Consider the following 24,960-nt stretch of genomic DNA (forward strand, 5'->3'; position numbering starts at 1 on the left):
AACAGGTCCCCAGCCAAAAGTGAATTAACCGGTGCGCCTTATGTTCAGCCTTCTCATTATACCAACGAATCCATCGAATTTAAAGACTTTTCCGCCTGTGGCTCGCCTAGGATAGACCCTGGGTTTCTCCGCTTTTCTTGCAACTGTCGGTTTGATGCAGTTCTGGTATAATAGGGCTAACAATGAAAATGGAGTTGAAAGTATGGAATCTGATTTACGCCAAGACATGGAAATCCGTCCAGTAGGGCCTGAACACTTGGATCAGTTCAATGAATTGCTAGCTTATGTTTTTCAAATAACAGAATCTGACATCGAAGAAAGTGGTTATGACAGTAAAAAAGAAATGATCAAATCGAAAAAGCCTATTTTGGATTTATCAAAAGTTTATGGGTGGTTTCATAAAGATCAGCTGATTAGTCAAATCGCTATTTACCCTTGCGAAGTCAATATTCACGGCACGCCTTATAAAATGGGCGGCGTAACCGGAGTTGGCACCTATCCGGAATATGCTGGTCACGGACTGATGCAAGAATTGATTCGACTGGCCCTGACAAACATGCGTGAAGATGGCCAATGGATCAGCTACTTGTATCCTTATAACATCCCCTACTATCGCCGTAAAGGCTGGGAGATTATGAGTGATAAACTGAGTTTCAAAATTCGTGACACCCAGCTGCCAAAACAAGTGGAAGTTGGTGGCGTTGTTGAGCGCAAGCAAGTAGACGATCCCGATGTCTACCTTGTGTATGATCAATTCTCGCTGATGAATCACGGTGCTTTGACCCGCAGCAGTTTCCACTGGGAGGAATACTGGCGCTATGAAAATGAAGAAGAACGTACAGCAGCTGTCTATTACAATGCCCAGGGTGAACCTCGTGGTGTCTTGTTTTACTGGGTAGCTGAAGAAGTCTTTCACATCAAAGAGATGTTTTATCTGGATCAAGAAGCCCGCAACGGCCTTTGGAACTTTATTTCGGCTCACTTTTCCATGATTTACTGGGTAAAAGGCGATATTTACAAAAACGAACCTCTGGCTTTTCTCTTGGAGGACAGTCAGATAAAAGAAACGATTGAGCCTTACTACATGGCCCGAATCGTGGATGTCGAACAGTTTCTGCGACAATTTCCGTTTTCAGCTTTCTCCGAACCTTTTCACTTCGAGGTGACTGATCCAGTAGCTGAGTGGAATAACGGGATTTTCTCATTGAGTTGGTCAGAAGCTGACCAGCAGGCAAAAGTCACTCGCAAACCTTTGGGTAAAGCGGTCACTTTGGATATCCAGACCTTGAGCTGCTTATTGATGAACTACCGCCGGGCTGCCTATCTATCACGAATTGAGCGCTTAGTAACTGACAAACAAACGCTGCGCACGTTAGAACAAATCATTCCAGACACCGAAGCCTACTTCAGTGATTATTTCTGAGAACAAAAGGTTGTGCCGCAGCTCATTTTTAAGTGGTATTTGGCGAAGATTTCATCCTATAATTAAGAAAAAATCTGCCAACACTGCTCGCGACAATTTTTGTATCTGATTCCGTAGAATAAACCTGATCTTACGTATAATATAATGAGCAGTCAGCGATTGAGGTTTTTAACAATGAAAAGCCAAGTCACCTCCACTGTTTTTAATGGAAATGGCTTGGCTTTTGCGGCTCATGTTTGGTAGTGTTCACTTCACTGGAGGTTGGCTAGACAGTTGTCACGGCATCCCTTGCTAGTTGACTCCAGACAAGGGCACTATTTTACTCTAGAGATAGGGCATTTCGATTCGTGTCAGGGGCTGGCCTTGCTGGTCTTCCCAATAGTATTCATAGCTCTTATGGAGAAACTGATGTTTTTCTTCTCTGATAGCATCAATCATTAAGCGATAAACCAGTTCCATCTCAGAATCATCTCCCGCATATTCTGTCACAGCTGCTTGAATGGCTTCCGTCTGTCTCGAGGTAATTCCTTCTGGCAGTCCTTCCGACATCGGCAGTTGCTCCACCGGAAGACCAAATTCAACGACTAACGGTTTAGTGTCAATCTGGCCTTCAAGTGACACCTTTTGATAGCCGACATACGGCCAACCACTAATCACTAGCTGTAAGTCTTCGGCAGCTGTGATCAGCCGCTGAAAACTATCTCCAGTTGCTTGCCCCAGTTGAGCTTCCGAAAGTTCCAAGGTTAGGATCAGCAACTTTCGTGAAGGGATACGTTCATTGGTGATTTCCATCTATTCCACTCCTTTAAAAAAGTATGCGAGGTACCTGCTTCTTCCATAACCTCTGCATTTGGGCTTATTTCCTTAAGTATAAAAAGAATCAAAAAAAACGACAAGTAAAGGTACTCACCCAAAAGGATTGTGCGGTATTTTGTGACAAACGAAAAATTCCTTTGTTCCACGTAACCGATTGGTGCGGTTACAATGGCGTTTTTGCGCGCACTTCTCTAGTCAGTGTACCGTTCTTGAAATTAAAAAAAATTGTGGGTCATAAATTAATTTCGGATCTTAAAAGAGAAGCAGCTTCTGAGTTTTAACAGAAGCTGCTTCTCTTTTGTCTGTGGTTCATGTTTAGTAATGTTCACTTCATAGGAAGGTGCCAAGACGATTGTCACCCTTCTCTTTCATTAGGCTTCTTCAGCTTCTGCCATTTCATTTTGAAAGACTAGCTGATCGTCTAAAAGCGTGATTGTCACTTTGGTTTTCGGCAGCACTCGGCCAGATACGATTTCTTTTGCCAGTGGTGTTTCTACTTCCCGAGTGATAAAACGGCGAAGCGGACGTGCCCCATAGGCTGGTTCGTAAGACTGCTCAGCGATCCAGGTCCGCGCACTGTCTTCGATATCCAGATAAATTTCCTGATCTTCTAACCGTTTAGAAAGTTGGGCGATAATCTTGTCAACGATCCCTTTCACATCTTCTAATGACAGTGGCGTAAACAAGATGGTATCGTCAATCCGATTCAAAAATTCCGGTTTGAAATGGCCCCGCAGCAAGCTCATCACTTGTTCTTGGACAGCTTCCGGAATGCTTCCTTCGGCTGTCACACCTTCTAAAAGCAGTTGGGAGCCAATATTGGAAGTCATGATTAAGACTGTATTTTTGAAATCTACCACTCGTCCTTTGGAGTCTGTCAAGCGGCCATCATCCAATACTTGCAACAAAATATTGAAGACATCCGGGTGAGCTTTTTCAATCTCGTCTAATAAAACAATGGTGTAGGGATTGCGCCGAACTGCTTCAGTCAGCTGTCCCCCTTCGTCATAGCCTACATATCCTGGAGGTGCCCCCACCAAGCGGCTCACCGAATGTTTTTCCATATATTCGCTCATATCAATTCTAACCATGTGATCTTCAGAATCAAATAAGTTTTCAGCCAATGCTTTTGCCAATTCGGTCTTCCCGACCCCGGTAGGTCCTAAAAATAAGAAGGACCCTAGTGGGCGATTGGGATCTTGTAAGCCGGCACGAGCGCGAATGACCGCATCACTGACTGCATCAACTGCTTCATTTTGGCCAATCACTCGTTTATGAAGTGTTTCGTTGAGCTTCATGAGCTTTTCTCGCTCGCCTTCGACCAACTTCGTCACCGGAATACCGGTCAAACGTCCCACAACGACAGCAATCTCGTTTTCAGTTACTGACTCTTGTACCATTTTGAGATCATCGTTTTTCGCTTTATTTTCCAATTCCTTCAGTTCTTTTTCCAGTTGAGGAATGGTGCCATGACGCAAAACAGCGGCTCGTTCAAGATCATAGTTGTTTTCTGCATCTTCTAATTCATGCCGGGCACGATCGATTTCCGCTCGTTTATTGGACACGGCATTAACTTCTTCTTTTTCCGTTTCCCATTGCATTTTCATCGCATTGGCTTCTTCACGCAGCTCTGCCAGTTCTTCTTGCAGGTTTTCCAAGCGTTTTTTAGAAGCATCATCGGTTTCTTTCTTCAAAGCTGCTTCTTCAATTTCCAATTGCATCAAACGACGGGTCACCTGATCCAACTCCGTAGGCATAGAGTTCATTTCCACACGAATCGTCGCGCAGGCTTCGTCCACTAAATCGATGGCTTTGTCTGGCAAAAAGCGGTCAGTAATGTAACGATCCGATAGAGTAGCTGCTGCCACCAGTGCATTGTCATGGATATTAACCCCGTGATGAATCTCGAAGCGTTCTTTTAGTCCCCGTAAAATAGAGACCGTATCTTCCACAGTTGGCTCTTTCACCAAGACCTTTTGGAAACGCCGCTCCAAAGCTTTATCTTTTTCCATATATTGTCGATATTCGTCTAAGGTGGTAGCCCCAATGGTATGCAGTTCCCCCCGAGCCAGCATTGGTTTCAAAAGATTCCCGGCATCCATGGAACCTTCTGTTTTACCAGCACCTACAATATTGTGGATTTCATCAATGAACAAGATGATTCGGCCATCCGACTTTTTGACTTCCTGTAAAACAGCCTTCAGCCGTTCTTCAAATTCGCCACGGAATTTAGCCCCTGCAATCAGCGCCCCCATGTCCAAAGAAAAAATCGTCTTGTCTTTCAAATTTTCTGGTACATCTTTGCGGACAATCCGTTGGGCCAATCCTTCAACTATCGCTGTTTTACCAACACCGGGTTCACCGATAAGCACCGGATTGTTTTTTGTCTTACGGCTGAGAATCCGAATGACATCTCGAATTTCTTCGTCTCGACCAATGATTGGATCCATTTTACCGTTTTTCACCTGTTGGACCAAATCCACACCATATTTTTCCAGTGCTTGGTATTGCTCTTCTTGATTTTTTGAGGTCACTTTATCGCCTCCTCGCATCTCTTCAATATTCTTTTTGAGTTCTTTTTCAGTTAAGCCATTTTTGACCAAGTACTTGGTCAAAGTAAAATTTTTCAGCTTCATCAACGCCAACAGTACAATCTCCGTCGATAAAAACTCATCGCCAAACGTTTGCCGCAGTCCGTCTGCCTCTTGCAACAAATGAAAAAGATTCTGGCTCATCGATTGACCGTATTGAACGCTGCCCCCTTCAATTACGGGATATTCGTCTAATCCGCGATCGACCTCTCTTTCAAAAGCCTCGACATCCAAACCAGCATCCGTATAAAAGTTACGTCCGAAATGATTTGGCTGTAAAAAAATCTTCCATAAATGTAAGATATCAATTTCTTGATGGTGTCTAGTCACTGCTACTTGTTGGGCTTCAGCGATTGCCTCTTGCAATGTTGTTGTCATTTTTTCAATATTCAAAGTGGTTTCCTCCCTTTCATGAGCTGAGGTGGTGACGTTGCGGCACTCTTTTTATCAATGATGGTCAAAGAGACTGCAAACTCACCAAAAAGCCCTGAACTACCATAGTTCCGAGCGTTATCTGTCCTTTTGCAGTAGATAATCTCATCTACATTTAATAGTATAATCCGTTGGTCAAAATTGGTCAAACGAAACACTCGAATTTTCTCGAAAAATCTAAAAAAATTCAGCCATTCAGCGAATTTTCAAATTATTAGGTTAGTCTCAGCATTGAGTACAATGTAAATAACAGCCTGAGATTTACCCAGGCTGTTATCTGTAACTTATTTCAATTTTTCCACAACTACTTTGCTGTATCTTCTTTGATATCTTTGATTTCGGAATGAATGGCGCGCCTTTTATCCACCAGGAAATAGACAAACCCGATTAAAAATGGCCAAACATAACTCGCAAAGCGGTACAAAAGCATAGAGCTGGCTGCATCGACAGTCCCCACAATTGGACTGAACAGCAGCAAATATACAAATTCAAAAGAACCAATCCCAGCCGGTGTTGGAATTGATCCTGCCAAAATAACAGCAAAACTAGTCAACCCAAAAGACAAGAAAAAGTTTAACTGGGGATGATCCCCCATCAAAACAATGGCAGGAATCACAAACCAGAACATGACTTTCAACATATTCAGAAAATAAATGCGATAAATCAGCGGGCGAACTTGCAAGATGCTGTCAACAGCTTCGCGAAGGGAATAGACCTGAATATTGACCTTATCTACCATATCGCGAATCTTTGTACTTTTGAAAAGCTTGTTTGCCAATTTCACAGACCAGATCTGTAGATTCAAGCTCAAGGTAAGTGCTAAAAGGACAGCGATAATCACGAAAGTTACCACCATAGCAAACAAGACCAGCCAAATAATCTTTGGTTTTTCCGAGTGAAAGAAAACAAACTGCATGATCAGACTGATGACCGCCCAACTTAAAAGCGCGACCTTATACATGATCATATGCAAGGCGGTTACACCCACGCTTTGAGAAATTCGCAATCCTTTGCGGTGATAAAAATTCACTTCTGCAATCAGCGTTCCCGCACCAAAAGTCACCAAACGATAAAACGCAGCATAGCACATGGCTAAAGCACCATCACCGGTTGTAAAGTGCTTCTCAAAGGTCCCAGCCATCACCTTCAAATTTTCACCTTCAACGAGGATATACAAGCTCCCACAAAGAATCACACCCAACAAAACCAAAAGTGGCGTCTGCGAAAGTTGTGCCAAGATATCTCCCAGTGAATTTTTGATAACAAAGCCCAAGATACCGAATATCACGAAAACAAAGAGGATATTCATCACAATCTTGAGTCCTGAACGATTTTTCATTGTCACACTCCCAAATTCTGGTCTAACAGCAGAAGAAATTTACTTGCAGGATCTTTTCAGTAAACTATAAATCGAGTCTTAGCGTAGATAGTACCACAGCAAGACCGCAACTGAAAGTATTCCCCCAATTGCGAAACAGACTGTAAAATACTTTTTCCTAGTCTTATGATGAAAGAGCTGTTGACCCATGAGACCGCCGATTCCCCCGCCAGCTAATCCCAGCAGCAGCAGCGTCTTTTCAGAGATGCGCCAACTGTCCATTTTGGCCTTTAATTTATCCAATCCCATCAAACAGAACAACCCGGTATTGACTAATATAAGGTAAACCGCAAGTGGATGCGTTTTGATCAAGTCCATCGCAGCGATCCCTCCATTCATTTATTAAGAATAACGCAAGAATCACCGAGTAGTAAAGCTTAATGCAAAAAAAGTCACGTTGTTTTCACATTTTAGCCAGCTGAATTCCAAAACTAACAGACATTCTCGTCGATGCTTTATAAAACGCTACCGAAAATACTGGCAGTGGTATTTTTGCACAATAGCAAAAATACCTGAACACTAGGACAGACCATGATTAACCGGGCAACACACAAACCCAAGACATCACAGAATACTGTCACTATCATTCAGGTAAATTTAAATAAAACTCTTACACTCAGAAAGTCATTAGCAAAAAGGTTAGCCTTTACTCCCGCTATTGTTAGCTTCTAAAGTAGCGTTGTTGTTCTTTACTGCTGACGTTTCCTGATTATCAGCGGGTTGCTGCGTTTCAGTAGTCGCTGTCGTATCAGAATCTTCGGTGGGTAGACTGGGATCACTTACCGGCGGGATTTCGGCTTGTTTGTTTCCTAAACTGATTCCAATGCTGATGGTTGCGGTCAAGGGTAAAAACTCGCCATATTTGGACATCTCGATCACTGTGCCTTTTGGTTCCGCGGAATCGACGTAATAAACAGAGTAAGTGATATCAGCACCTTTTGCTTGAAACTCATCAAAAAACAGCTTAGGTAGATCACCTTCTGTCGTTTGTCCCCGTAGATCTTTGATATATGGGCGTCCTTGAGAATAAACCACTTCAACTGATGGCAGCTTGTCTTCTTCAGCAAATTCTTTTCCGGCTTCAACCGACTGGCTGATAAAGCGGCCATACCCTACAGAATCCGAATAAACGCTCTTAATCACAGCCGATATGCCACCTTCTAATGACTGAGCTTGCTCAATCGTGTACTGGGAGTAATCCGGAATGCGAATAGGTTTCCCTTTAGACACTTTCAGCTTGAGGGTATCGTTTTTAGCAATTTTTGTCCCTTTGGCTGTCTCCTGGGAAACCACATTGTCAGCGGCAATCGTTTCAGAAAAAATCTTTTCGGTAGTTAATTTGACACCATTGGTTTTTGCCCAGTCACTGACTTCTGACAAAGGTTTATTGGTAAAATCTGTGACTGTGATATTTTTTTCAAAAACTTCTTTTCCTTTGGAGTAATAGACATTCAAACGATCTTGACGTTTATACTTTTCCAGATCCTGGTCCTTTGAGGCGGCCTCCATTTTGATAAATCCACCATCTGTAATCTGTTTGTCAAATTCTCGAATGATCGTCACGTTTTCAGCCTTTTTCTCTTCTATCCAAGCAGTCGCTTGATCTACAGTCAGATTAGCAAAATCTGGTAGCGGAATGATTTCTTCTGGATCAGGCCCCATGCTGACAGTTACTGTCATCTCGGTTCCTTTTTTCAGCTTTTCGCCAGCTTTGGCTGATTGGCTGATGACTTCGTTTATTGCAGCTTTGAAGTCATAGACCTGCTTGGTTTCCACCTTCACACCTGCCTCACTTCCCCAACTGCGGGCCTCAGCAACAGCCTTTCCTGAGAAGTCTGGCACCAACACATGAGTCAATGAATAATAGAGAAAGAACAGACCCGCGAAAACCGCAATTGCAGCTCCACTAAGAAGGGCAATCTTGCGGATTCGTCTTTTTTTATAGGTTGGATCAAATTCGGTTTCCTCTGCCTGAAACCGGCCACCACTTTCAGATTCAGTGGTCTCTTCAGACAGGCGCTCCTCGGTTTCAGCAGTAGGACTTGCCAAACGTTGATCATAGGCAGGATCAAAGCTGCGATTCATCCGTTGGCTCCGGGAAAGATCTTTCTCTGTTTCTTCTGCTTTTGATGGGCTGGCATCAGTTGAAAATTCCTTCTCAAAATTCTCATCCAAGTCCGCTTCTGGTACCTTTGAAGACGCCAGTTTCTTTTTTCCGTCATAGTTTTCTTTTGAAAAGTTGGATAAAAAATCACTCATGAGTTTTCAACACACCTTTACGTAAATACAACACGTCATCTGCTTGTTGGGCGATCTCATTGGCGTGGGTCACAACAATCACGCATTTTCCGTGTTTGTGAGCCAATTCTTTAAAGATGTCGACAATCTCTTGTTCCATCTCTTCATCCAGATTTCCTGTGGGCTCATCGGCCATAATAATGTCGACATTGGTTGCTAATGCCCGGGCAATGGCGACACGCTGCTGTTCTCCCCCAGAAAGTTGGTTAACTAAACGATCCGCTTTGTCGCGGGTAATCCCGATATAGTCCAGTAAATTGTAAGCCACTGCTTTTTTATCGTCTGGCAATTTGTTGTCTGTGATAGCCATTGGCACCTGGACATTTTCAGCCGCAGACAGATACGGAATCAAATTGTAACTTTGAAAAATAATGCTAATATCATCTCGGCGATATTTTTCGTAGCCGATTTTCTGGATATTTTCACCATTATAGAGAATTTCTCCAGCCTTCGGTGAATCCAACGCACTTAATAAAGAGAGCAATGTGGTTTTGCCTGAGCCGGATTGACCCAATATCGTATAAAAACGGCCTTTTTCAAAGGAAACCGTCGTGTCTTTCAAGATAAATCGCCGCTGATCACCGTCTTGATAAAAATAATCTACATTCTTTGCTTCTAATAATGCCATGGTCTGCTCCTCCTCAATATTGAACCTTCAATCTGGCTTGCTGGATCACATCATAATCTTTTTCGGATTCAGACGCATGATGTACAACAATGGCAGTACCGCTGACAGCAGAACGGTTCCTAATCCTAATACCAGATATGTGATGACATATCCCGGGGTGAAGCTGACTTTATAGGCGGCCCGTACCTCTTCAAAGTTCACAGACTGGTTTCCATTGGCAACGCTGTACATGATTCCTTCTTGCGTGTTGTTAATCCAATCGGTTTGCATCAATTGATCAGATACCACACCACCTAAAAGATTACCAGTAAGCAATGAAAGTATTAACGCCACCAGACTAACCAACAAGAGTTCTGCAAGTATTTGCCCAATAATTTTCCCTCGACTTTCTCCAAGGGAAAGATAAATACCTAATTCGTGTTTGCGGTCTCTTAAAAAGAGTAATACCACCAACGAAATAATTAACATTGTCGCCACAGCTGCAATAATCACAACATATTTTGCGATTTCTCCCAATTTCTTCATTCCACCGGCCACTTGATCATATTGATCAGAGTCTGCGATTACAGCGTAGTATTTCGGCAATAGTCCCTGTGCGTCTTCCCGGAAAGCTGCCACTTCATCCGGTGCATTTAACACATACGTCGCCTGAGCAAAGGTTAGCTGGTAATCTTTACGGTCAGCTTCAGAAAGATTGACATAAAATTTATCCAGGGATTGGTCCATCAAGGCCTGCACTGTTTTATTCGGCATATAAAATGTGTTGATTTGATCGGCAGCAGCCCAATCATCCTGCGTCTTTTCTTCTTTTGACAGATCTTTGGTTTCTTTTCTGGCAACGTTGAAAATACCTTTAACTGTCACCGGAAAATCAAAGGAAACCACCTTTGCTTCGGCTGGTTCTTCAGCAGAATCCTCTGTAACGGTTGCATCAACCGTGCTGCCTTCTCGCGGTTGGATGAGCCCCATATCGATCATCTCACTGGTGGCATCAATCACCATCTGATCGCCAACTTTTAGCTGATTGGCTTCAGCAACCTCTTTAGAAATCAATACGACATTACTGCCATCTTTTGCTTCTTGTTCAGAGAACATTTCCCCTTGATCCAATTTGATGTAGCCCTCTCGAAGATCTGGAAGCTGGCCATTGTTATTTCCTTTTAAGTTAAAGAAGTAATTTGCACCGGAGCCTACAAGCATTTCGCCGTCTTCAGGAGTGTAGCCTGCCAATTTGCTGGTTCCGATATAGGCACTTAGGGACATATCGTAATATTTGACCTGGGGCAGTTCAGCTACTTTTTGATATTCTTTATCTGTTAATGGATCCGGCCATTTCAATTCAGGATTTTTTTCGGCATCCTTGTTGTATTTCTCGTAGTCCACATCCAAGACAGCTCGTGCCCCCAGCTTTTCCTTCGTGGCTTTTTCTACATTGACCGTTGACTGTTGAATCGCCACCGCGCCTGCAATGACATTGCCCAGGATAAAGATCACCAAAAACAAAATAAAGGATTTTCCTTTTCTGCGGGAGATACTCTTTAGGGCCCGTTGCCAAAAATTCATTTTTTCTTCCTCCAGAACCTCTTTATTCAAATACTCTGCTATTCGCAGAAGTTATCTGTTTCCTAAGATTATTTCATATCAAAAATAACACAGCAATAGTATTTTGACGTTTTCTTTTTCCCAGTTAAGGAGATTGTCACAGTGGTCTCATATTTAGAATTCACAGTGGCTGACAATTCCCTGGCTGCAAAAAACATTTCTTTCGTTACCTGATTTTACTGAACATAACGCGCCAGCTTTTGTAACGTTTTCACTTGATCAGCTTCAGTTTACCGATATTCCGACCTTGGTACAAGACTTTCCCAGCCGAATTGGTCTACCTTACAAAACTGATAGTAGACGTTCTTTTGCAATCTTAGTTAAAAAACACCTGTGAAATGAGAGCGCAAAAAAAGACCGATCAAAAACGACCGGCCTTTCTTCATTTATGGCAGACAAAAAACCAGCGTCTGCTTTTTTCATTTGGTTCACTGTCGATAAAGTCAGCATAGCTTTCCACCTTGGAAAAACCAGCATTTTCCAACATCCGTAAATAATCACTATGGGGATAGGTCCGCTCATCATGGATTTCATCTTTTCTGAGAAAGAGTTCCGGTACCTCATCGGTTACGGGCGCCTCTTCTGACACAAAAAAGGTCAGAAAGTGCTGGATTGTATCCGGTTCATCCTGATAAGACTCCCACAAAAACGCAAACGCATCTGTTTGATAATGGTAGCTGTAATCAGGAAAGACTTCATTTACCTGGTATTGAGAATGGACATCGAACATAAAAATCCCGTCTTCTTTTAGAACCTGATAAACTTCATCAAAAACCTGTTGGACACTGGGGGCATCCTCCATATAACAGATAGAATCGGAGAAGCAGGTCACCGCTTCGAATTCGCCGATTCCGTCCAAATCCATCATGTCGCCTTCTAAAAATTGGATTTCTACCGCCGCTTCATACGCACGATCACTGGCAATCACTAACATTTCTTCCGATAAATCCAAAGCGGTCACATCGTAGCCATCTTTAGCAAAAGCGACAGCCAGAGCCCCTGTCCCGCAGGCCAATTCCAAAACTTGTTTTTTCCCATCCAGATGTCGTTTGGAAAAAGACAGCCACTTTTCGTAAAGACTGCTGTCCATCACTTCATCATAGACAAAAGCGAATGTCTCATAGGCCATTTTATTCTACGACCCACTGGGAAAGATTCACTAATGGTGCATCAGACCAAAGTTTTTCAAGGTTATAAAAGGCCCGCTCATCATTGGAGAAGACATGGACAATCACTTCACCCAAGTCAATCAACACCCATTTTGCGCCATCTTTGCCTTCGATTCGTTTCACTTCAATTCCAGCTTCTTCTTCTCTTTCGACTACCTCATCAATGATGGCATTGATTTGGCGTTCGTTGCTAGCAGAACAGATAACAAAATAATCCGCCAAAAGTGAAATCTCCCGTACATCCAATGCCAAAAGATCCTCGGCATGTTTACTATCAGCTGCTTTCACAGCAACTTCTAAAATTCTCTGACTATCTATTTTAGGTCACACTCCTTCAATTTTTTCGACAATTGTTACTTCCCTGCAACCCAACGATTATAAGTTTCGATGGTCTCCGGGTAAATTGCTTTTTTTGTTTCCAATAAATGTAACAAGGTATGCTGGGTTTCGTAGCGGACTGCCTCATCAAGATCCACTAAAGACAGTTCTCGCGCCTTATCGACACCAGGAAAATCTCGGCCAGGCTCAATAAAATCAGCGACATAAATGATCTTATCTAACAGACTCATCTCGGCTGCACCAGTAGTATGCAGGCGAATGGCCTGTAAAATCTCCTGATCGTCAATCCCTAGCTCCCGCTGTACAAAGTCTGCACCGACAATACCATGCCAGATGGCGTTGTTCCAGTTCAACAAGTCCAAATCAAAGCCGTCACGCTTAATCACCAACTCAAACTCATCATTAGGACGTTCTTTCGCATAGTCGTGGGTCAAGGCTGCGATAGATGCCTTTTCTGGGGAAGCCCCGTATTTCTCCGCCAAGGCAACCGCCGTTTTCTCTACCCCCAACACATGTTTAAACCGCTTCTCACTCATATGCATCTGAACCGTTTGCATCAGTAGCTCCCGATTCATCGCTGTGTAATTTCCTTCATATTTCATCTAGGTACAACCCCTTTTCGATGATATATTCACGAACTGCCTCCGGGACGTAATAACGAATCGAACAGCCTTGTGCGACTTTTTTACGAATCGTTGTTGAACTGAGGTCCATCAAAGGCACGTCTACCCAGATGATAGGAAAAGCAGAGGTGTCTGGATAGCCTGGCCGTCTAACGCCAACAAATTGCACCAACTGCAACAATTCATCAATTTTGTACCATTTCGGTAAATAGGCCACCATGTCCCCACCGATGATAAAATAATAGTCCGTATCCGGATGCTGTGCCTTTAACGCCTTCATCGTATCATAAGTGAAGCTTCTGCCTTTGCGTTCCAGCTCAGTCTTTTCAATACTTAAAAGCTGATTATCACTAACTGCAGCTTCTAGCATAGCCAATCGATCTGAGGCAGCAATTGTTTTTTTCTCATCGACATGGGGGGGTAAAAATTCCGGCATGAGTAAAACCTGATCTAATCCCAAAGCATGACCGACTTGATCGGCAATCAACAAGTGGGTATTGTGGACAGGATTAAAGTTTCCTCCCAAAATTCCTACTTGTTTTCGACAATTGCACTCAGGCTCTGCTTCAGCAACCAGCGTCTCAACACCGTTTGTAAGTTTGGTCTGCATCGTTATCACCTCCATCAGTAACCGATGCGCGGCGACTTATTTTCAAATCGCTTTTACTTCTTGAGACAGTTTTTGGTATTTTTCTTTGGATGATGCTTTATACAAAACCACTACCCGTCCGATAATCTGAACGATTTCACAACCGATCTGATTCTTCAAGACATCCGCCACATCTTCGGCAATCTCGTCAGTGTTTTGCAGCAAAGTAATCTTGATTAACTCACGCTTTTCCAGTGCTTCTTTGATCTGCGTGATCATTGCCTCATTCAATCCGCCTTTACCTACTTGAAAAATTGGTTGCAGGTGATGGGCTTTGCTACGTAAGAAACGCTTTTGTTTTCCTCTTAATTCCATAATATCCTCTTTTCTCTTCAAGATGCTAATTTATCCGCATCCACACTCACTATTATACAAAAACCACGGCCCAGATTAAACCGAGAGTACCGGTTTTCTGAGAATTTGAAAGTACATTATAGATTAGCCTTTAGACCAGTGCTTTGCGCCGCAAGACATCTACCCCTTTAGGAGCCCAACCGCAAACGATACCTGGCTCTTGTACCGTCACCCAACCAAGACCCGCAAATACAATATCGGTCTTTTCCTTAATTGAAAACTCAAAACGAACAAGTGGTGGAAATTCTGCCACTTCATCAGGACGTGGCGGTTGCAAAAGTCCTCCCACATGCTTTTCATAGAAAGCATCTGCCTTTTCCAGTTTGGTGCGGTGAATCTCAATATCATTAGCCATATAAGCAATGAAAGAACTCCGCTCACCGCTAACAAAGTCAAAACGAGCCAAGCCGCCAAAAAAGAGAGTTTGTCCCGGATTCAACTGATAAACTTTGGGCTTGATTTCTTTAGCCGGAGCAATGATTTTCAAATCTTTTTTTCCTAAATAATGAGCCATTTGATGTCGGTGAATGATGCCTGGTGTATCAATCAAAAAGTGACCATCATCCAGGGGAATCTCAATTTTGTCCAGAGTCGTTCCAGGAAACCGCGAAGTCGTAATTAAGTCTTTAATTCCGGCTGTCTGTTTGATGATTGCGTTAATCAGTGTCGACTTGCCCACATTGGTCACACCAACCACATAAACATCCCGCCCCTTGCGATATTTTTCAATGGTTTTCAATAACAGATCCATCTCTTGAGGCTTTTTCGCGCTGGTCAACAGAACATCTGTCGGTCGTAAACCGGCTTCATGGGCCCGTTCCCGCATCCATTGAGTCAGTTTTGGTTTCTTCAATGATTTTGGTAAAATATCGACTTTGTTTCCTACTAATAAAACTGGATTGTCACCTACAAACCGGTGCAGTCCGGGAATCAGTGAACCGTTGAAATCAAAAATATCGACGACATTGACAATCAACGCTTCTTTTTGCCCAAGTTCATTTAACAAACGTAAAAAATCATCATCTGTTAAGGAGACATCCTGAATTTCATTGTAATGTCGCAAGCGAAAACAGCGTTGGCAATAAACTTCGCCGCTTTCGATGCCTTTTTCCAATGCTGATTTTGGTGTGTAGCCCAACTTATCTGGGGCATCGGTCTGGATCACCGCGCCGCAACCAATACAATGTAACGCTTCTGCTTCCTCGATGTTCATTTGTTTATCTGTCATTCAATTCACCTCGCCAGACCATGTCCGGATGTTTTTTCTGCAAGTGTTTCATTACTCTGGCCTCAAAGAAACGGTTGATTCGCGTATTCCAACCATCAGTATCCACCACTGGACGCACCAGAATGCTTCTGACTTTTGCTGAATTGGCTGCTTTGATGTCAGTCATCAGCTGATCGCCTACCATGACAACCTCTTTTGAAGACAGGCCCAATTTGTGATAAGCTTGCTTGATTCCTCGAGCAAAAGGCTTGAGAGCACGGGAAGTGTAGTCTAGCCCAAAAGGTTCAATAGCTTTGGCAACACGTTGGGCATTGTTGTTAGAAACCACTACCACTGGTATTCCAGCTGCCTCCATTTGTGCCAACCAGTGACGCAGTTCTTCGGTGCCATCAGGATTGTTCCAGGCGATGAGCGTATTGTCGAGGTCTGTCAAAACAGCCTTGATACCCAGTGCCTGCAATTGTTGTGGCGTGATCTGATAGATGGCTTCTACCATCCAAGTTGGTTTATAGCTTGAAAACATAACTGCTCCTTTGATTTAAACATGTCCGCAACCGCTGCAAACAAGAATTCTTTTCTCAAAAAGAGGAGTACATCACCTGCACTCCTCAAACGCTGATTATACAACAAAAGTCACGAAAAGACTAGTAAGCCTTTCGTTATTTAGCTTTCTTTTAGGTTTGCGGCAGATCAAACTGCGCTTGATAAAGACGTTCATAAAAACCTTTAGCTGCCAACAATTGTTGATGAGTTCCCTGTTCAACGATTCGTCCTTGGTCAACTACTAAAATCAGATCAGCATTGCGGATAGTCGACAACCGATGGGCAATCACAAAGGAAGTTTTTCCCTTCATCAATTGCGTCATAGCTTGCTGGATCAGCAGTTCCGTTTGGGTATCGACATTTGAAGTTGCCTCGTCCAAGATCAGCAGATCGGCATCGAGGAGCATCGCTCTTGCAATTGTCAACAACTGCTTTTGTCCCTGTGAAATAGCCGTCCCATCCTCTGAAATCACCGTGTCATAGCCCTTTGGCAACGACATGATGAATTCGTGGACATGGGCTGCCTGAGCGGCTTTCACCACCGCTGCAAAGTCAGCCGCATCATTGCCATAAGCCAGATTTTCATAAACAGTCCCGGTAAACAGCCAGGTATCCTGTAACACCATTGCATACCGCTTTCTAAGACTAGCACGGGTCACTTGTCTCGAATCATGGCCATCTAGCGTAATTTCTCCGGAATCCACATCATAAAAACGCATTAGCAGATTGACGATGGTGGTCTTGCCGGCACCCGTTGGACCGACGATTGCCACCAGATCGCCGGCTTTTGCCTTCAACTGCAAGTCTTTGATGATTGGCCGCCCAGGATCATAGGAAAAATCAACATTTTGAAACACCACATCTCCTTTAGCGTGATCCAAAACCAGGGCTTCGGGATCATCTGCTTTTTCTGGTTCCTCATCCAATAAGCGAAAGACACGCTCAGCAGCAGCCAATGCCGATTGTAATTCGCTGAAAATATTCGCCATTTCATTGATTGGTCCAGAAAATTTGCGGGAGTATAGAACAAAGGAAGAAACTTTGCCTAATGACAGCTGCCCTCTCAAAAAGAGCAATGCGCCGAAGACACTGATCAGTGATAAAGAAAGATTGTTGATAAAATTCACCGAAGGACCCGTCATACTGCCGTAGTATTCCGCATTGTAGTACGCATTCACTGCCTCTTCATTTTTAACGGCAAAACGGTCAATCATCGTAGCTTCCTGGTGATAGATTTTGATGGTCTGTTGACCGGACAAGGTTTCTTCAACAAAGCCGTTTAACTCCCCTAATTTACGACTGCGCATGCGAAACAGCGGCCGAAATTTTTTCATCAAAAAGTGCGTCAACAAAATTGCCGCAGGAACCGTGACTACAAAGACCAAGACCAGGGGCGGAGAAATGATAATCATCATCGCCAAAGAGCCAAAAACGGTTACCATGCTACTCAAAACCTGAACAGAATCGCTAGTCAGTGACGTATTGATTGTATCGATATCGTAGCTCATCCGGCTGATGATATCCCCTGTCTGATTTTGATCAAAATAGCGGATTGGCAGCGTCATCAGCTTATCAAAGACATCTCGACGCAGCGTAGAGACGATGCGCTGACTCAGATAAATCATCAAGCGACTGATGATATAGCTCAAAATTGCAGAGGCCAAATAGAAGGCAATCATCCAGCCGCAATAAAAGAATACTTTGGGAAAATCAACTTTTCCCGGCCCCAGTTGAATAGCATCAATTCCATAGCCGGACAAAAGTGGTCCCACTAGTGCAAATAAATTGGCCGCCATCATTAAAAGTGCCGCTAGTAAAAAAAGCCACTTCAATTCATAGAGGTATCGCCAAAGTCGCAACAGGGTTTTTCGTCGATTACCTGGCTTTTGCGAGGTATCTGCTGCTTGTTGACCGATCGGATTTTTTCTAGCTGACAATGGCTTCTCCTCCTGTCTGTCCTTGATAGATGGCTTGATAAACTTCATTTTCAGCAAGTAGTTCCGTGTGACTTCCTATCCCAATAATCTGACCGGCTGCCAACAACAGAATCTTGTCCGCATGTTGGATTGAGCTGATTCGCTGCGCAATAATGATCTTAGTGGAAGAAGCAAACTGCTCTCGCAAGACCTTGCGCAACCGCGCATCCGTTTTGTAGTCCAAGGCACTGGCAGAGTCGTCCAAGAGCAAAAGCGCAGGATGACCCACCATCGCCCGAGCCAATAATACTCGTTGTTTTTGTCCGCCGCTGAGATTGGCCCCTTTTGATTCCAGGTGATACGACAGCGTTCCTGGAAGCTGACTGACAAACTCCTCTGCCTGGGCATTGCGAATGGCTTCCCAAATTTCTTCATCGGTAAACGTCCGACCAAAAGCGATGTTCTCCCTCAGAGTATCGGCAAAAATCACATCTTTTTGCAGTACCACACCAAACTGCGGGTAGAATTTGGCAGCCTCATAACTTCTCAGGTCCTGACCTGCCAAAATTATCTGTCCACCAGTCGGATCATATAGACGCAAAAGTAGTTTGGCAATCGTTGATTTACCGCTACCAGTCGCGCCAAGGATCCCCAATGTTTCTCCTTTTGCTACTTCAAAATTAAGACCTTTCAATGTTTGCCCAGCAGCAGGATAATGAAAATCGACATTGTGAAAAGCTAGATAGGCTTGTGAGTCTTCTGTGTTATGTGCTTGTGTTTGCAATAATTGCGGCTCTTTAATCACTGCTGCAATCCGATCTGCTGAAGCAATTCCTCGAGAAAAAACGGTAAAGATACGGGTGACAGACAACATAGCATTCAAAATGATTGTAAAATAGGTCAAAAACGCGACAATTACTCCCGGTTGGGTCAGTGATTCATTGACGCGGTAGGCACTTACCAAGATTACCAGTGTCAATCCAAGATTCAAAAAAAGATCCATCAACGGTGGAGTCGCTGCCATTGTCACATTGGCAGCCGTTTCTGCATCCACTAACGCCTGATTCACTGTTTTAAATCGTTTTTTCTCATAGTCAGCTTTTGATAGTGCTTTGACCACTCGTGCGCCACTGATATTTTCTCGTACCGTTCGCACCAGCTCGTCGACTCTAGTTTGTTGCTGGCTGAACAGTGGAATCCCTTTACGAGAGATTTTTGTCACCACAAGAATCGTTAGCGGCAAAAGCGACAACAATACTAAAGTCAGGACCGGGTCTAAAGTAAACGTGATAAAGATTCCGCCAATTAGAAGAATTGGTGCCCGGATACCTAGTCGTTGCACCATTCCCACTGTCTGATGAATATTGTATGTATCCGTGGTCAAGCGAGAAACCAGTGATGGCACTGAGATATCCTCTACTTGGGCCGTCGCTAAGCTGCTGACTTTTGCAAACAAATCTGCACGAACTCGCTGCGTGGTATCTCTAGCCACTCGTGCTGCCATGCGGTTAGCCACAATATTTGTCACAATCGCAATCACCGAGCAGAGCACCATCACGCCTCCCCATAAGTAAACTTGCTGGACTTGTCGCAAAGGTATCACACTATCAATGATGTATGCCAAAATCCACGGCAGTAAAAGATCCATAATCGTCCCCAAAAACTTGATGGACACCCCCACTGCCATTCGACCAAAATACGGTCGTACATATGAAATCAAAAAATTCATTGTATCCTCCTTTATTCCATTCAAATACGCCTCACCAGCTAACTTATTAATTTGAGAACAATAGTCAGCAACAGCTACGCTTTATGAGAAGCTGATGTAACCAAACAGCAGGCAGGCTTTGCGAAATCAATTAGACAACTCCTACAAATCTCCGTTTTAAAGCTCCTTTTGATCTTCTGCCAATAAACGTTGTCCTCGCTCCATCAGTGCAGCCAGCTCCTGTAATAAACGATCTCGCTCTTTTTCTGGCAGTTCTGCCAACAGCTGATCATTCCAGCGAGACAAAATTTTTCGAATCTCAGGTTCCACGGCTTTTGCTTTGTCAGTGGGATAAATCTCCAACTTGCGGGCATCACTAACAGCTGCCTTTCTTATGATAAATCCCTCTTTCTCCAGAAAAGCCAACTGCCGGGCAACATTACTTTTATTGACAAAAATTGTTTTGGCTAATCGGTCTTGCGTGATCCCTGGTTGGCGACAGATATTCAATATATAGGTGTGATGGATTCCGCCAAGACCATATTTTTTCAGCTCTTTTTCTCGATAAAGCTGAGATAGGCGGGCGATTCGATTGATGTAGCGCATCGTTGACTCCATAGCAAAACCCTCATTTTCTGTAGTTTGTCATTTGCGAAGCTAAAATTTCCCAACAATTTAAGGATAGCGAAATATCGTTGCGAGTGCAACGATATTTTCAGCCTGCCCCAGTTTTTTTCAGTTCCTCTTTTTTGGTATTTTTTACTTTAAAGAATTTGTAAATTTGGTATACTTAGCTTAATAAGCTTATAGAATTTTTGTAAGGGCTTTTATTAATGCCGTCTCATCGTCTCTTTTCACTTGTTTTCTACTTACTACAGCAGCAGAAAGGATGAACCCTCTCATGAAAAATCTTTTGGAACTGAAAAACGGATCAGATATTCGGGGAATTGCTCTTGATACAGCTGAAGCCCCTGCCAATCTGACACCGGAAACACTGCAATTGATCGCATTCGGACTGATTCATTGGTTTCGAAAAAATAAATCCGGGACATTGACGGTTGGAATTGGGCATGACAGCCGCCTCAGTGGTCCCCAACTTTCTGAGATCCTCAAAAGAGAATTTTCTGCAGCCGGCATTCGTGTTTTGGATTTTGGTCTGGCTACTACACCGGCGCTGTTTATGGCTACGCAGTTCTCACAATTTGACTGTGATTTTGGGGTTATGCTCACCGCTAGTCATCTTCCCTACTATTACAATGGACTCAAGCTCTTTTCTAAAACAGGTGGGGCAGAAAAAGAAGACATCACTTTCATCCTCACTCATACGCAAAAACCACAGGCTGAAACCGGTGGATCTATCACTTTTGCAGACTTGCTGACTCCTTATGCTGGTGATCTGGTCGCAAAAATAAGAAAAGGAATCCACGCTCCTTCTGAAAAACCGCTCTCCGGTATGAAAATCATTGTAGATGCAGGTAACGGTGCTGGAGGATTCTTTGCCAAAAACGTCCTTGAAACGCTGGGGGCAGATACACAGGGCTCGCAGTTTTTGGAACCGGATGGACATTTTCCCAACCACATTCCAAATCCTGACAATCCAGAAGCGATGGCCAGTATCAAAGCCGCCGTTCTAGAAAACCATGCGGATCTTGGTGTCATTTTTGACACTGACGTGGATCGTTCCGCTGTTGTTACTGCCAGTGGTGAAGTCTTGAACCGCAACAGCTTGATTGCCGTTTTAAGCGTCATTTTACTTAAAGAACATCCTGGCACTCGAATTGTCACCAACTCTCCGACCACCGATCATCTGAAGAATTTTATCGAAAGGCATGGGGGCAAACAGGTTCGCTACATTTCCGGCTATCGCAATGTCATCAATAAGGCCATTCAGCTGAATCAAGCGGGTTTGGACTGTCAATTGGCCATTGAAACTAGCGGCCATGCAGCTTTTAAAGAGAACTACTTTTTGGACGATGGCGCTTATGTGATTGCCAAATTGTTGATGCTGCTGCCGGAACTTTCAAAGACAGGCAGGACATTAGAAGATCTCATCGCTGATTTGCAGCAGCCGGCTGAGACGCTGGAGCTGCGCTTTAAAATCAAGGGTGCTGACTACTCTAAAACTGGCAATCAAGTGATCCAGGCCTTACCTGCTTTCGTAGCGCAAACAGCAGGTTGGCAGATTGATCCAGAAAATGAAGAAGGCATCCGGGTCTCTCTTTCGGCTCCTTATGGCTCTGGCTGGTTTTTGCTCCGCATGAGCCTCCACGAACCCCTCTTGGTGCTCCAGGTAGAAAATGATTTCTCTGGTATTCAGCCAAAGTTTCTTCAAACATTCGCTAGCTTCATTGCTGACTTTACGGCAATTGACAATCGATCATTAACAAACAAACTCTCTTGATACAATCTCACACTTCCTGAATATGCCCGGGCAGACAACAACGAATTTTTTTGAATCTCCTTACTAAGCTGAGGCTGGCACCAAAAGCAACCATCAGATAACTTTCTTGAACTTATGTAGGTTTTGAAATTTTACAACAAAAAACCGCACTAGGATGGGAGAATCCAAGTGCGGTTCAGGGTGAATGTATCTGGCTCGGCGGTTTCAGATCGTTGGGAGGAATCTAAAACGACACCAGTCACATCAGACTGATGGCTTACGCCGTGACCCTTTTAGATAAACATGGTGGGAGAACCATATTTATACACGGGTTTAAGTGATCCCTCGTTATAGGTCAAACAAGTGATCCAACAGTTCCTATTTTGCCAAAAGAAATCTAAAAAAGCCAGAACTTTCTCGAGCCTCCTTTCCTTCTCTTTTTAATGAAAAGTTTGTGTTTTTGATTTTTAAGTAGATTTTAGTCATCTCTTTTATAGCCTTTTTCTACACTTCAACTAGTACAAAGCTTTTTGCAGGTTAAAAATATTTCCAATAAACCCAGCAATATCAAAATGGTTGCTACCTTCAACTTTATTGAAAAAAGCACTTGTCTAGTTAAGCAAAAAGGTCTATACTAGGTTCAGCGGAAAAATGCGGGTGTAGTTTAGTGGTAAAACAGAAGCTTCCCAAGCTTCCGTCGCGAGTTCGATTCTCGTCACCCGCTTAGTCTAAAAACCTTGATGTATCAAGGTTTTTTCTTTTTGTCTTGATTTGTTGATATCTCAGAACGATACCCGTGAATTAAAACGGCTCATTTAGTTGATTTTGTTTCTACTGGAAACTTATCCCTTGAAGTTTTGTTCCATCTTTAACCAAGCGACACCGTCATCATGAACTTTGACAAAGTTCTGCGAAACAACGTCCTTATCAGATTTATTAGTAGATGTAGATGGTTGAGCACCAATTGCGAAGTTGAAGAGATAAGTAGCCCCACCGATAAAAATTACTAGAATTACAAGAATAATCATTAGTATGATTGTTTTACCTTTCTTGTTACATTCTTTAACTTAATTCATCCTTTGACTGTGCATGAATTAACGTATTTCCTAAGTCCCATAAATTAGTGGCAGTACGGGGATCGATTGCCCACTGACGAACGCCAAATTTTGATGTGCTCTCGTTTGCAACCGCAGTGCCGATATTGTTGTCCTCAACAAAAACACCGCCTTTATCATTGAGTAAAGGACTAGTCGCAGCCCAGATGATGGAAGCGGCTCCTTGACTGACCGTTTTGAAATAGTCATATTCGTTTTGACCATGTAATTTGGCGACAATTGAATTTTTAAGACTAATTAGATGCGTAAATTTTAGGTCATTCATTAAAAACGAGCCAATTTTTTGAGTCGCTTGACTATTTGTCACGAAACGACCGAGACCAGTTCCTGGGACTAATCCTGGATGAGCCGCAAAGAAACGAATTCCATCGACTTGGGCGCGTTTATCAAATTCTGTTGCCATTAAAATATCGGCTACTTTTGATTGGGCGTACGCGGTCCGGGGATTATATTCACGCTTCATGAAATTAGGGTCGTCAAAGTAAAACCCATTCCAACTTTGTGCCCGTGACGTGACCACCACTACTCGTGAGTGTTTAGCCGCTTTTAAAGCCGGGTATAGGCGTTGTGCTAATTGAAAATGGCCTAAATAATTGGTGGAAAGTTGGGATTCGTTTCCGCGAGAGTCTCTTCTTAAAGGCGCAAACATAATGCCGGCACTTTCGATTAAAATGTCTAGCGGTCGTTTGGTCGCAAGATATTCTGTAGCGAATTTATCAATTGAGGAGGAATCCATTAAGTCTAAAACACCGATTTCTACATTAGGAAGCTGGCCTACAGCAGCTTTTGCTTTTTGTAAGGTTCGCGCAGGGACTATCACATGAGCCCCTGCTTTGACGAGAGTTTGGGTAACATGTAAGCCAATACCGCTGTACCCACCTGTCACGATGGCGGTTTTCCCAGTCAGATTGATTCCTTTGATGACTTGTTCTGAAGTTGACTTCATAGTGAAGGGACTATTAATTGGCTGTTGAAGTGTTTTTGACATGATTAAGACCTCTTTTAACTTTATTGGATGTTGCACTTGTAACGTCTATAATGGCATGCTAAACTCTCGATAGTCAGACGTCAAGTACAGGACATCTAGCTGTTACATTTAGGAGGAATTTGTTATGGCTAATTCATACGACCAAGAACAACGGCGTTTAAGCCAAGAAAGTTTACAAATTGCATTGTTTTCATTAATGAAAGTCCAACCGTTTGCAAGCATCACCGTTAGTGAACTTTGTAAAAAAGCCGGTATTTCTAGAATGGCTTTTTATCGCAACTACAATTCGAAAGAGGAAGTAATAGTCGATTATTTTAAAAATTATGTCCAACCGTTTTATCAGTATCTATCAGGTCAACCGCAAAAAGACCCAGTTGTCATTACGCGGGCCTTTTTTGAATATGTCGATCAGCATACTGAATTGTTTGAGGTTCTAATCAAAAGCGGTGCAGAAAGTTTGTTAATCAGAGAATTCACAAAATTTGTTTCGCAGTTTTATTTGGAAAACGTACGGAGCATTCCTTTTGAAGGAGAATACGCTTTTTATTGGAACAGCTTTATTTCAGCTGGTTTATATAATATGACGATTGAATGGATCAAAAACGATAAAAAGACTTCGATTGATTTATTAACCAAACTCACTGTACAAATTGGTGGATGAAGGGTCAGTGGATGATTTTCAAAATCTATTGACATTCTATTCTGTGCGTTAGATGTTTGTAAACGGATCTTTTTCACTCGCGTTGTTTTATCCGGTTGTGGAACTCTTCTTTTTCGTCT

The 24,960-nt window shown here is 43.1% G+C and carries 21 protein-coding genes and 1 tRNA gene; 4 read left to right on the forward strand and 18 right to left on the reverse strand.

Annotation, left to right across the window (positions count from 1 at the left end; genetic code table 11):
* The first annotated feature begins 202 nt into the window (after window positions 1–202).
* Window positions 203–1,423, forward strand: coding sequence for a GNAT family N-acetyltransferase (locus BAU14_RS13855; RefSeq protein WP_161900696.1), 1,221 nt, complete (start codon window positions 203–205; stop codon window positions 1,421–1,423).
* 324 nt (window positions 1,424–1,747) lie between these two features.
* On the opposite strand, the gene BAU14_RS13860 is transcribed toward BAU14_RS13855, so the two are convergent.
* The 17 genes from BAU14_RS13860 to BAU14_RS13940 all read right to left on the reverse strand — a co-directional run bounded on the left by BAU14_RS13860 (window position 1,748) and on the right by BAU14_RS13940 (window position 20,315).
* Entirely contained in the window at window positions 1,748–2,215 is a 468-nt protein-coding gene (locus BAU14_RS13860; RefSeq protein ID WP_161900697.1) for a hypothetical protein, read from the reverse strand.
* Window positions 2,216–2,610: 395 nt separating this feature from the next.
* Window positions 2,611–5,223: an ATP-dependent chaperone ClpB gene (clpB, locus tag BAU14_RS13865; protein ID WP_161900698.1), complete on the reverse strand. Its 2,613-nt coding sequence runs from the start codon at window positions 5,221–5,223 to the stop codon at window positions 2,611–2,613.
* Window positions 5,224–5,566: 343 nt separating this feature from the next.
* On the reverse strand, window positions 5,567–6,601 hold the full coding sequence (locus BAU14_RS13870) for a lysylphosphatidylglycerol synthase transmembrane domain-containing protein (RefSeq protein WP_161900699.1): 1,035 nt from the start codon (window positions 6,599–6,601) through the stop codon (window positions 5,567–5,569).
* Between the two features lie 78 nt (window positions 6,602–6,679).
* Window positions 6,680–6,958: a DUF1294 domain-containing protein gene (locus BAU14_RS13875; protein ID WP_161900700.1), complete on the reverse strand. Its 279-nt coding sequence runs from the start codon at window positions 6,956–6,958 to the stop codon at window positions 6,680–6,682.
* A gap of 321 nt (window positions 6,959–7,279) precedes the next feature.
* A complete protein-coding gene (locus BAU14_RS13880; protein ID WP_161900701.1) occupies window positions 7,280–8,899 on the reverse strand; it encodes a PASTA domain-containing protein in 1,620 nt (539 codons plus the stop codon).
* Window positions 8,892–9,566 carry an ABC transporter ATP-binding protein gene (locus tag BAU14_RS13885; protein ID WP_161900702.1) on the reverse strand — a complete coding sequence of 225 codons (675 nt, stop codon included), beginning with the start codon at window positions 9,564–9,566 and terminating at the stop codon, window positions 8,892–8,894. Before BAU14_RS13885 ends, BAU14_RS13880 begins: the two co-directional genes overlap by 8 nt.
* A 45-nt stretch (window positions 9,567–9,611) precedes the next feature.
* A complete protein-coding gene (locus tag BAU14_RS13890) occupies window positions 9,612–11,129 on the reverse strand; it encodes an ABC transporter permease (RefSeq protein ID WP_161900703.1) in 1,518 nt (505 codons plus the stop codon).
* A 421-nt stretch (window positions 11,130–11,550) separates the two neighbouring features.
* The gene (locus BAU14_RS13895; protein ID WP_161900704.1) at window positions 11,551–12,297 is read right to left on the reverse strand and encodes a class I SAM-dependent DNA methyltransferase; all 747 of its coding nucleotides are present in this window, start codon (window positions 12,295–12,297) and stop codon (window positions 11,551–11,553) included.
* Window position 12,298: 1 nt separating this feature from the next.
* Window positions 12,299–12,640 carry a ribosome silencing factor gene (rsfS, locus tag BAU14_RS13900; protein WP_202622241.1) on the reverse strand — a complete coding sequence of 114 codons (342 nt, stop codon included), beginning with the start codon at window positions 12,638–12,640 and terminating at the stop codon, window positions 12,299–12,301.
* 50 nt (window positions 12,641–12,690) lie between these two features.
* Entirely contained in the window at window positions 12,691–13,278 is a 588-nt protein-coding gene (gene yqeK / locus BAU14_RS13905; protein WP_161900706.1) for a bis(5'-nucleosyl)-tetraphosphatase (symmetrical) YqeK, read from the reverse strand.
* Window positions 13,268–13,909, reverse strand: coding sequence for a nicotinate-nucleotide adenylyltransferase (locus BAU14_RS13910; RefSeq protein WP_161900707.1), 642 nt, complete (start codon window positions 13,907–13,909; stop codon window positions 13,268–13,270). The genes yqeK and BAU14_RS13910 overlap by 11 nt, the downstream gene beginning before the upstream one ends.
* A 42-nt stretch (window positions 13,910–13,951) precedes the next feature.
* On the reverse strand, window positions 13,952–14,263 hold the full coding sequence (yhbY, locus tag BAU14_RS13915; protein ID WP_161900708.1) for a ribosome assembly RNA-binding protein YhbY: 312 nt from the start codon (window positions 14,261–14,263) through the stop codon (window positions 13,952–13,954).
* Between the two features lie 130 nt (window positions 14,264–14,393).
* Window positions 14,394–15,515, reverse strand: coding sequence for a ribosome biogenesis GTPase YqeH (yqeH, locus tag BAU14_RS13920; RefSeq protein ID WP_161900752.1), 1,122 nt, complete (start codon window positions 15,513–15,515; stop codon window positions 14,394–14,396).
* A 4-nt stretch (window positions 15,516–15,519) separates the two neighbouring features.
* On the reverse strand, window positions 15,520–16,053 hold the full coding sequence (locus BAU14_RS13925; protein ID WP_161900709.1) for a YqeG family HAD IIIA-type phosphatase: 534 nt from the start codon (window positions 16,051–16,053) through the stop codon (window positions 15,520–15,522).
* A 151-nt stretch (window positions 16,054–16,204) separates the two neighbouring features.
* Window positions 16,205–18,010: an ABC transporter ATP-binding protein gene (locus tag BAU14_RS13930; protein ID WP_420022095.1), complete on the reverse strand. Its 1,806-nt coding sequence runs from the start codon at window positions 18,008–18,010 to the stop codon at window positions 16,205–16,207.
* Window positions 18,000–19,718, reverse strand: coding sequence for an ABC transporter ATP-binding protein (locus BAU14_RS13935; RefSeq protein ID WP_161900711.1), 1,719 nt, complete (start codon window positions 19,716–19,718; stop codon window positions 18,000–18,002). The genes BAU14_RS13930 and BAU14_RS13935 overlap by 11 nt, the downstream gene beginning before the upstream one ends.
* 156 nt (window positions 19,719–19,874) lie before the next feature.
* Window positions 19,875–20,315, reverse strand: a complete 441-nt coding sequence (locus BAU14_RS13940; protein ID WP_161900712.1) for a MarR family winged helix-turn-helix transcriptional regulator — start codon at window positions 20,313–20,315, stop codon at window positions 19,875–19,877.
* A 283-nt stretch (window positions 20,316–20,598) separates the two neighbouring features.
* On the opposite strand from BAU14_RS13940, the gene BAU14_RS13945 reads away from it, so the two are divergent.
* Entirely contained in the window at window positions 20,599–22,098 is a 1,500-nt protein-coding gene (locus BAU14_RS13945; protein ID WP_161900713.1) for a phosphomannomutase/phosphoglucomutase, read from the forward strand.
* 632 nt (window positions 22,099–22,730) lie between these two features.
* Window positions 22,731–22,801, forward strand: a tRNA-Gly gene (locus BAU14_RS13950).
* A 338-nt stretch (window positions 22,802–23,139) separates the two neighbouring features.
* Here the strand turns inward: BAU14_RS13950 and BAU14_RS13955 are convergent.
* Window positions 23,140–24,180, reverse strand: a complete 1,041-nt coding sequence (locus BAU14_RS13955; protein ID WP_237580477.1) for an SDR family NAD(P)-dependent oxidoreductase — start codon at window positions 24,178–24,180, stop codon at window positions 23,140–23,142.
* A 124-nt stretch (window positions 24,181–24,304) separates the two neighbouring features.
* On the opposite strand from BAU14_RS13955, the gene BAU14_RS13960 reads away from it, so the two are divergent.
* Window positions 24,305–24,841, forward strand: a complete 537-nt coding sequence (locus BAU14_RS13960; RefSeq protein WP_161900714.1) for a TetR/AcrR family transcriptional regulator — start codon at window positions 24,305–24,307, stop codon at window positions 24,839–24,841.
* The last annotated feature ends 119 nt before the right edge of the window (window positions 24,842–24,960 follow it).

The sequence above is a fragment of the Candidatus Enterococcus leclercqii genome (assembly GCF_009933135.1).
Taxonomy (GTDB): domain Bacteria; phylum Bacillota; class Bacilli; order Lactobacillales; family Enterococcaceae; genus Enterococcus_C; species Enterococcus_C leclercqii.

What these genes read in the sequence shown, in the direction of transcription:
- BAU14_RS13855 (WP_161900696.1), top strand. Translation starts at nt 203, where the DNA reads ATGGAATCTGATTTACGCCAAGACATGGAAATCCGTCCAGTAGGGCCT.
- BAU14_RS13860 (WP_161900697.1), bottom strand. Translation starts at nt 2,215, where the DNA reads ATGGAAATCACCAATGAACGTATCCCTTCACGAAAGTTGCTGATCCTA.
- BAU14_RS13870 (WP_161900699.1), bottom strand. Translation starts at nt 6,601, where the DNA reads ATGAAAAATCGTTCAGGACTCAAGATTGTGATGAATATCCTCTTTGTT.
- BAU14_RS13875 (WP_161900700.1), bottom strand. Translation starts at nt 6,958, where the DNA reads ATGGACTTGATCAAAACGCATCCACTTGCGGTTTACCTTATATTAGTC.
- BAU14_RS13880 (WP_161900701.1), bottom strand. Translation starts at nt 8,899, where the DNA reads ATGAGTGATTTTTTATCCAACTTTTCAAAAGAAAACTATGACGGAAAA.
- BAU14_RS13885 (WP_161900702.1), bottom strand. Translation starts at nt 9,566, where the DNA reads ATGGCATTATTAGAAGCAAAGAATGTAGATTATTTTTATCAAGACGGT.
- BAU14_RS13890 (WP_161900703.1), bottom strand. Translation starts at nt 11,129, where the DNA reads ATGAATTTTTGGCAACGGGCCCTAAAGAGTATCTCCCGCAGAAAAGGA.
- BAU14_RS13895 (WP_161900704.1), bottom strand. Translation starts at nt 12,297, where the DNA reads ATGGCCTATGAGACATTCGCTTTTGTCTATGATGAAGTGATGGACAGC.
- yqeK (WP_161900706.1), bottom strand. Translation starts at nt 13,278, where the DNA reads ATGAAATATGAAGGAAATTACACAGCGATGAATCGGGAGCTACTGATG.
- BAU14_RS13910 (WP_161900707.1), bottom strand. Translation starts at nt 13,909, where the DNA reads ATGCAGACCAAACTTACAAACGGTGTTGAGACGCTGGTTGCTGAAGCA.
- yhbY (WP_161900708.1), bottom strand. Translation starts at nt 14,263, where the DNA reads ATGGAATTAAGAGGAAAACAAAAGCGTTTCTTACGTAGCAAAGCCCAT.
- yqeH (WP_161900752.1), bottom strand. Translation starts at nt 15,515, where the DNA reads ATGAACATCGAGGAAGCAGAAGCGTTACATTGTATTGGTTGCGGCGCG.
- BAU14_RS13925 (WP_161900709.1), bottom strand. Translation starts at nt 16,053, where the DNA reads ATGTTTTCAAGCTATAAACCAACTTGGATGGTAGAAGCCATCTATCAG.
- BAU14_RS13935 (WP_161900711.1), bottom strand. Translation starts at nt 19,718, where the DNA reads ATGAATTTTTTGATTTCATATGTACGACCGTATTTTGGTCGAATGGCA.
- BAU14_RS13940 (WP_161900712.1), bottom strand. Translation starts at nt 20,315, where the DNA reads ATGGAGTCAACGATGCGCTACATCAATCGAATCGCCCGCCTATCTCAG.
- BAU14_RS13945 (WP_161900713.1), top strand. Translation starts at nt 20,599, where the DNA reads ATGAAAAATCTTTTGGAACTGAAAAACGGATCAGATATTCGGGGAATT.
- BAU14_RS13955 (WP_237580477.1), bottom strand. Translation starts at nt 24,180, where the DNA reads ATGTCAAAAACACTTCAACAGCCAATTAATAGTCCCTTCACTATGAAG.
- BAU14_RS13960 (WP_161900714.1), top strand. Translation starts at nt 24,305, where the DNA reads ATGGCTAATTCATACGACCAAGAACAACGGCGTTTAAGCCAAGAAAGT.